Below are 7,293 nucleotides of genomic sequence, written 5' to 3'. Positions count from 1 at the left end.
AATTAAGCGAAATTTTTCCGTCTATTTATCAGCTCGGGTACTTAACCTGATGCTCCCACAGATAAGCGGGGAAATAAGAAAGCACCCGAAAACGGAACCCTTTAACATATACCAGTGCTTGTTTTTTACTTATAGCGTTAATAATTTCCTATCCCACCCACAGTCTATCTATGGTAATTTCGCCGTTGGCAGACTTTAGCAGAAACACATCCGGATTGCTTAGACTTTTCCATTGTTCAAAGCCAAAGTCCGGGAGATAATTCATTAATAGTAGAGACATTAAATTTCCATGGGTAACAAGGAGTGTGTTATCTGAATCACTTTTAAATATGTCCTCTACCACACTTACAATGCGTTGCATCGCTTCCCGACTAGACTCGCCGCGGTCAAACTTCAGGTCTATGTCATCGAATGTGGCTTTTAGTTTTTCAAGCCAGTCAGGTAACACTTCCGTACTTAAAATTCTCTCCGCTAACCTATCATCAACCACTATGCCTACCTCTTCCCGTTCGGCAACCCGTTCAATTGACTGGATTGCCCGTAAATAGGGACTTGAGATGATATGGTTAATAACCATATCTCCAAAAAATCCAGCTAATTCGGCTGCTTGCCCCACCCCTTTTTCAGTAAGCTGCGCATGGCTTGATTGACCTTCTGCTTCACAGTGTCTAATGACATAAATCTTTTTTTCCAAGTTATCATCCCCAATTAATAAGTCAACGACTGTAATTAAATTCGATGCATTTATTAAATCTCCTTCCTTGTTTCTTTCTAGAATAAAAGGACAAAAGGACACCAACACGTAGAGTTGGTGTCTAATAATGTCGGTTCAAGTAAGCGGTGCATAGTTTTTGACACCTATCGTGCAATTGGAGTTCAGGGTCCCTCAAACGCGGTCATATTTTTCTTATTTTTGGTAAAAGTAACAATATCTAAAATAAATTGGAGGTAAGTAAATGGCCAATCAAAGCTTTTTTAATGGTATTAATAGTGATGGTGTCTTTCCATTAGTTAACGTTAATATTAACAATGATACCAATTTGAAATTAGATGAAGACCAGTATGAAGTATATGTGAATGACCATTTTGTGGGACATAAGACGCTTAAGAATCCTGGCGAGAAACTTTCCGATATTGACGGCTTTTTACACAATCAGGGACTTAGTGACTTTTCCACATCTTTAGATGGTGACCACTATCAGATTCAAACAAATGATCTAAATGATGTTACGAATGCATTATCAGTTTATTTTAATAACCGGTAATTCCTTATCAGATGCCAAGTTAGGCCATGCCCTAACTTTTTTTTACTTTAATGGTGCTCCTCCCCAAAATAACCTATACCAAACCAATTCCTTTTTCATACCTTAATAAAAAAGCAGAAAATGTTAGAAAGGAAACTGGAGGTATACAAAGTTATGTTGGAGCTAAAGCAATCTCAACATGGGCGAGGGATTTTTGCTACACGTGATATCAAGAAAGATGAGCTATTAGAGGTGTCACCTGTTATCATTTTCCCGAAGGAAGAATTTAAGTATTTGGAGAAAACGACTTTGATTGACTATGTCTTCTGGTGGGGAAAAGATTTTGATGAATGTGCATTAGCACTTGGAATTGGTTCGCTTTTTAACCATTCCAGCCAACCAAACGCTATATTTAAAAGGAAACTAAAAAAAAGAACCATTAACTTTTATGCCTATACCGACATAGAAGCTGGCGAGGAAATTCGCATTAATTACAATGGTGACCCTGAAGACAAAACGCGACTATGGTTTGAGGAAAAATAAAACACATTTTTCGGATATTAAGTAAGAGTCCCAATCCTAATAAAAATAGAATTGGGACTCTTTTTATTGACTATGTTACCCTTTAGATTGACATTTATTTTGATGTATATTATTCTAGTAAAGTTAATTTATATAAAACCCATAAAAATACTAGGAGATGTAAGAAACATGAAGAAATTCGCACTTATTTTTTTAGCCCTCCTTCTTACCGTAGCTTTAGGTGCTTGTAGCAGTAAAGAAGAAAAGGAAAGTTCTGCTAAGAGTAAAAACCTTTATGAGCAGATTAAGGCAAAAGGTGAAATTACAATCGGTACAGAAGGTACCTATGCTCCTTTTACTTATCATGATGATACTCAAAAGCTAACAGGCTTTGATATAGAAATTGCTGAAGAAGTATTTAAAAGATTAGATATTAAGCCTGTTTTCGTTGAAACAAAATGGGATGGCATGATCGCCGGCCTTGATGCTAAGCGTTATGACATGGTTGCAAATGAAGTGGCTGTTCGTCCAGATCGTTTAGAGAAATATGATATGTCAGAACCGTATATTGTCTCAAAAGCTGTTCTTGTTGTTCATGAGAACAATAACGATATTAAAACACTTGATGACTTAAAGGGTAAAAAAGTTGGACAATCATTAGACAGTAACTACCGCAAAATTGCTGAAGCACATGGGGCAACTAATACAGTTGTTGAAGGATTTAATCAATCCATCGACCTAATCACTTCAAAACGTATTGATGCAACAATTAACGATAGCCTTTCATACCTAGACTTAAAAAAACAGCGTCCAGATCTTCCTATTAAAAAGGTTTATGAAGAAGCAGACGCAACAAGCAATGCTTTTCTTTTCCGTAAAGGAAATAAAGAGCTAGTTGACGCAGTAAATGGCGCTCTTGCAGATATGAAAAAAGATGGTACGTACCTAGCAATCTCTAAAAAATGGTTTAATGAGGACGTATCTAAGTAAAGGAATGGAGCAAAATGGTTGCAGACCAAGAACGAATAGATCGAATTATAGGAATCCTTAGTGATTCCTTTTTTCCTATATTAAAAGCCGGAATTCAGTTTACGATACCATTAACAATTATCACCTTTATTCTAGGGCTAATATTAGCCTTCTTTATCGCACTTGCACGGCTATCTAATATGAAAGGCTTAAACGCTGTCGCCAAATTTTATGTTTGGATCTTTCGCGGCACTCCCTTACTCGTTCAAATCTTTATTCTATTTTACGGATTACCTAGTATGGGAATAACACTTGATCCATTTCCGGCTGCGGTCATTGCTTTTACGTTAAATAAAGGTGCTTACAGTTCGGAAATTATTCGGGCTGCGATTCTTTCCATTCCAAAGGGGCAATGGGAAGCAGCTTTTTCAATTGGAATGACCAAATCTCAGGCGATGAGACGAATTATTATTCCGCAAGCCATTCGTGTATCATTGCCGCCGCTCGGAAACTCTTTTATTAGTTTAGTAAAAGACACCTCCTTAGCAGCAACCATTACGGTTACTGAACTATTCCAAAAAGGTCAACAAATCGCGGCTGCTACCTATGAACCACTATGGATTTACATTGAAGTCGCCTTTATCTATTTAATCTTCAGTACAGTTCTTTCTTATTTCCAGTCAAAAATGGAGGTTCGATTTGAGCGAAGCGTCGCTAAATAATGGAGGTGATACAATGATTCACATAGAAAATTTGCATAAAAGTTTTGGGCAACTTGAGGTATTAACAGGAATTGACCTGACCATCCCAACCGGAAAGACAGCCGTGATTATCGGTCCTTCCGGTTCTGGAAAAACAACCTTACTACGTTGTCTTAACCTGTTGGAAATGCCTAATCAAGGTTCGATTAAACTTGCGGAACAATCCATAAATTTTGACCAAAACCAAAAGATGAAGTCAAAAGAACTTGTTTCTTTTCGGAAAAATACGGGCATGGTCTTTCAAAATTACAACCTATTTCCACATTTGACAGCAATTGAAAATGTAATGGAAGGACAGACCACTGTTCTAAAAAGGTCAAAGTCAGAAGCAGAAACTAAAGCAAGAACCCTTCTGGATAAAGTTGGTTTGAGAGAACGAGCCGAGATGTATCCTCATCAATTATCTGGGGGACAACAACAACGTGTGGGAATCGCCCGAGCTATGGCCATGGATCCTAAAGTACTACTTTTTGATGAACCTACTTCTGCGTTAGATCCTGAGTTAGTTGGAGAAGTTCTAAAGGTCATGAAGGATTTATCAAAGGAGAATATGACAATGGTCATTGTAACCCATGAAATGAACTTTGCCAAAGATGTTGCCGACCAAGTCATCTTTATGGACCAAGGAGTTATCGTAGAAAAGGGTACCCCCGAAGAGGTATTTGAGAACACCCAAAATCAACGGACTTTACAGTTTTTAAATAAGGTCGCTTCGAGAGCTTAGCAGAAAAACTGATCCATTCACAACAAGCTCTTCCTAATGATTTCTTGGAAGAGCTTGTTTAATTTACATTTGATCCCCTAAGCTTATGAACCAAGTATAAAGGCCATCAATGATTTATCTTCTTTAAAATTCCAATCAATAAAAATATCTTTTATTGATTTTTTAAAAATATCCTCAAATCTGCCTTCCCGGTGGAAATATTTTTTTTCCAACTCATCCTTTGTGAATCTAAGTTCTTTTTCAAACCCTTTTTCAATTAATGCCTTTTCAATAGGTACAAGTATACCGCTTCTTTCAACTAAATAAACGGATGTTGAACTGGGGTAGATATGAATATGATCAGGTACTTTTTCAACCAAGTAGCTGAGCCGCCCAACCTCTGATTTTAACCTTTGCATATCTATATCCGCTTGAACAACCTGATCTATTGTCTCCTCTAATACAAAGATAAGAACGCCAGAATTATTTGGGAAGTTCCAATCATGATAGTATTCTTCTACATTGACTTCCAGAGTCACTTTTACTACTCCGGTTATTTCATCCAAAACATGGTTAATAATAGCGGCTCTTACATCGTCAACATACCTATTCTGTCCTTGCTGTAACAAGATTTCTTCCATTGGGGTTAAAAACCCGCGAATATACGTAACGAGATGATTTTTGGACAAGGTAGTCCGACAAGTCTGCGGGCCTTTTCCAAAGTTTTTTCTTAACAACTTACTAATATAGCTGCTAATAAATTCTTCCTTGTTTTGATTAATCATCCTTTTCTACTCCTTAATCAGGTACAAATAAATAAATCCATCATTTTATTATGTACCAAAGCCCAGCTTGTTAAAAAAAAACATGTGGCAAGCAGGAAAATCCTGTTGCCACATGTTTTCGATTCAATGATATTCCTTGTAAAAAACAAAAATAAGATAGTTGCGGTTCTTTTCATAATCCCAGACAACAAATATATCTTCGATGACGCGATTAAATAATTCCTCAAATAGACTCTTATTCTTCAAATAACCGCTTTTGATTTCCCTTGCTTGATGAAGCAGCAGATCGAGTTTTCCTTGTTCATACGCTAAACTTTCTAATTGTAAGAGGACTTCTCTTGCTTCAATCGCACATATATTTTGTGTGAACTTTACTACTTTTAAACCAACCGGTCTTTTATGATAACGGGTCCCTACAAAATCAATCAAGTTAAAAAGAGTTTTCTCAAAATCTTCTTCCATCTTTACTTCATCATTAGATGGAACATTTTCTAACAGAATAATTCCTGTATTCGAATCATAATTCCAATCATGGAAAAAGTGATCAATTTCCCCTCCGAATACCTTCGAAACTTCTGGTTTAAACTCTTTGATGACTGCATTGATAACGGCTGAACGAAAATTATGGACTAAAATCAACTGATTATTTTCCAACAATACTTCCTCTGCTGGCGTAATAAAGTTTCGCATGTATATATATAATCGGTTTCCTTTTGTCATCATCGTACAGGTTTCCGGGCCCTTACCAAATCTGCGCTTGAGGAGCCTACTAAACGTACTGCTAAGATATAGCAAATTCTCTTGTGTAGATTTACTCATTAACTTCTCCTTTCAGGAAAATAAAAAGACCTAACTTCTAGAAAAAGAAGTTAGGCCACGGCTAAGACGACTATTTTTATAGTTTCTTCCATTTACCATACAAGTGATTAGGATATATTTTTGCTGGATATCTATTAACTGCCATAACTAATGACTGCAAGACATTAGACCTTAACATTTTAACACGATATTTACCCTACTAGCAATCATTTAATTTAAGGGAACGTTGGTAAACTTACTTCAATACAAGTTCCCTTATTGCTGCTGGTAATATTAATTTTTCCCTTATGCTCTTCAATAATTTGATAACTTACCGGCATTCCGAGCCCAGTCCCATGTTCCTTTGTAGTATAAAATGGTTCATTTATTCGATTAATCATTTCGGGAGGGATGCCGCATCCTTGGTCGATGATTCGAATCTGAACACGTTTTCCCTCAGTAATGGACCCTTCAATTAAGATCCTGCCGCCATCTGGCATGGCCTCAATTGCATTTTTTATATAGTTGATAAATACTTGTTTTAATTGATTTCCATCCCCCAAAATGGCTTCTTCCAGGTAACTGAACTTTTTTTCAACCTGAATATTATTTAATAACATTTGGGATTCCATTAATGTTATGACTTGATCTAATAAGGAGCTGATTCTCAATTTTTCATACTTTTTTTTGATTGGTGTTGCCAGTACCATTAGCTCCTTCAGAATTACTTCAATACGTTCAACCTCTGACTCTACAATATCAAAATACATAGGCTCCCCTTTGTAATCCCTAGCCATTAAATGTAAAAATCCTTTTATCGCTGTGATCGGATTTCGAATCTCGTGGGCAATTCCCGCCGCTAATTGACCTGCCACCGCTTGTTTTTCCGATAGTAATTGTCTTTCTTTTTTAATTAGAGTAATATCTTTTAAAACCACATAAGACCCCACCACTTCCTTATTAAATAGGATTGGGAATGCAGTTACGTTTACATCCATTATTGTTTCGGGTCTCATATTAATCTTTGAATCAAAATTTGTTAGTTTTTCACGGCCTTTTTCGAAGAAGAACGTTTGTGATTCATTCAAACATGTGGAGAGGAATATATTACTCAACCTCATCTGTAATAATTCAGGTATTGAACAACCTAAGAGAGTTTCGCAAACATCATTCACATACACCAATTGCCCATCCATATTCAGGATAAAGAATGGGTCTGCATTTTTTGATAAAACAGAGAAATCCTTATCAACATTTACATCGATATATATTTGAAGCAAAAAGTTTAAACGTTTTATCTCATTCCTCTCCATTTTCCCCCACCTGTCTTTAGCTTTTAATAAAAAATAAAAAAGCCAAAATAAGCGTAGAGTACCTACGTCTTATTTTGGCTTAAATTCTAGCATCAACATGTCTAGAGATTCATTGCCTATAAAAAGAGTCACTAACTTTTTTCTAATTTCACAAGTAGACTAGAGCATATATCCCTATATCCACTTTTAATATTATAC

At 36.3% G+C, this 7,293-nt stretch carries 9 protein-coding genes; 5 read left to right on the top strand and 4 right to left on the bottom strand.

Going from position 1 to position 7,293, the window contains the following annotated elements; all coding sequences use genetic code 11:
• Positions 1 to 148: 148 nt before the first annotated feature.
• Positions 149 to 694, bottom strand: coding sequence for a histidine phosphatase family protein (locus V7659_RS24245; RefSeq protein WP_335542704.1), 546 nt, complete (start codon positions 692 to 694; stop codon positions 149 to 151).
• 262 nt (positions 695 to 956) lie between these two features.
• Here V7659_RS24245 and V7659_RS24240 point away from each other — a divergent pair, with 262 nt between their 5' ends.
• The 5 genes from V7659_RS24240 to V7659_RS24220 all read left to right on the top strand — a co-directional run bounded on the left by V7659_RS24240 (position 957) and on the right by V7659_RS24220 (position 4,220).
• A complete protein-coding gene (locus tag V7659_RS24240; RefSeq protein WP_335542703.1) occupies positions 957 to 1,265 on the top strand; it encodes a hypothetical protein in 309 nt (102 codons plus the stop codon).
• Positions 1,266 to 1,418: 153 nt separating this feature from the next.
• Positions 1,419 to 1,787 (top strand): SET domain-containing protein, encoded by a 369-nt coding sequence (locus tag V7659_RS24235; RefSeq protein ID WP_335542702.1) that lies wholly within the window; start codon positions 1,419 to 1,421, stop codon positions 1,785 to 1,787.
• Between the two features lie 168 nt (positions 1,788 to 1,955).
• Positions 1,956 to 2,756, top strand: coding sequence for an amino acid ABC transporter substrate-binding protein (locus tag V7659_RS24230; protein WP_335542701.1), 801 nt, complete (start codon positions 1,956 to 1,958; stop codon positions 2,754 to 2,756).
• Between the two features lie 14 nt (positions 2,757 to 2,770).
• Positions 2,771 to 3,457 carry an amino acid ABC transporter permease gene (locus V7659_RS24225; protein ID WP_335542700.1) on the top strand — a complete coding sequence of 229 codons (687 nt, stop codon included), beginning with the start codon at positions 2,771 to 2,773 and terminating at the stop codon, positions 3,455 to 3,457.
• A 13-nt stretch (positions 3,458 to 3,470) separates the two neighbouring features.
• A complete protein-coding gene (locus V7659_RS24220) occupies positions 3,471 to 4,220 on the top strand; it encodes an amino acid ABC transporter ATP-binding protein (protein ID WP_335542699.1) in 750 nt (249 codons plus the stop codon).
• An 83-nt stretch (positions 4,221 to 4,303) separates the two neighbouring features.
• Here V7659_RS24220 and V7659_RS24215 read toward each other — a convergent pair whose 3' ends face one another.
• The 3 genes from V7659_RS24215 to V7659_RS24205 form a co-directional block, all read right to left on the bottom strand.
• On the bottom strand, positions 4,304 to 4,984 hold the full coding sequence (locus tag V7659_RS24215; protein ID WP_335542698.1) for a Na-translocating system protein MpsC family protein: 681 nt from the start codon (positions 4,982 to 4,984) through the stop codon (positions 4,304 to 4,306).
• A 123-nt stretch (positions 4,985 to 5,107) separates the two neighbouring features.
• Positions 5,108 to 5,803: a Na-translocating system protein MpsC family protein gene (locus tag V7659_RS24210; protein WP_335542697.1), complete on the bottom strand. Its 696-nt coding sequence runs from the start codon at positions 5,801 to 5,803 to the stop codon at positions 5,108 to 5,110.
• 215 nt (positions 5,804 to 6,018) lie between these two features.
• A complete protein-coding gene (locus tag V7659_RS24205; RefSeq protein ID WP_335542696.1) occupies positions 6,019 to 7,095 on the bottom strand; it encodes an ATP-binding protein in 1,077 nt (358 codons plus the stop codon).
• Positions 7,096 to 7,293: the final 198 nt, after the last annotated feature.

It is taken from the genome of Neobacillus drentensis (assembly GCF_036966985.1).
Taxonomy (GTDB): domain Bacteria; phylum Bacillota; class Bacilli; order Bacillales; family Cytobacillaceae; genus Neobacillus; species Neobacillus drentensis_E.
The sequence above is the reverse complement of the archived record's forward strand: the minus strand, read 5'-3'. Positions and strand labels throughout refer to the sequence as shown.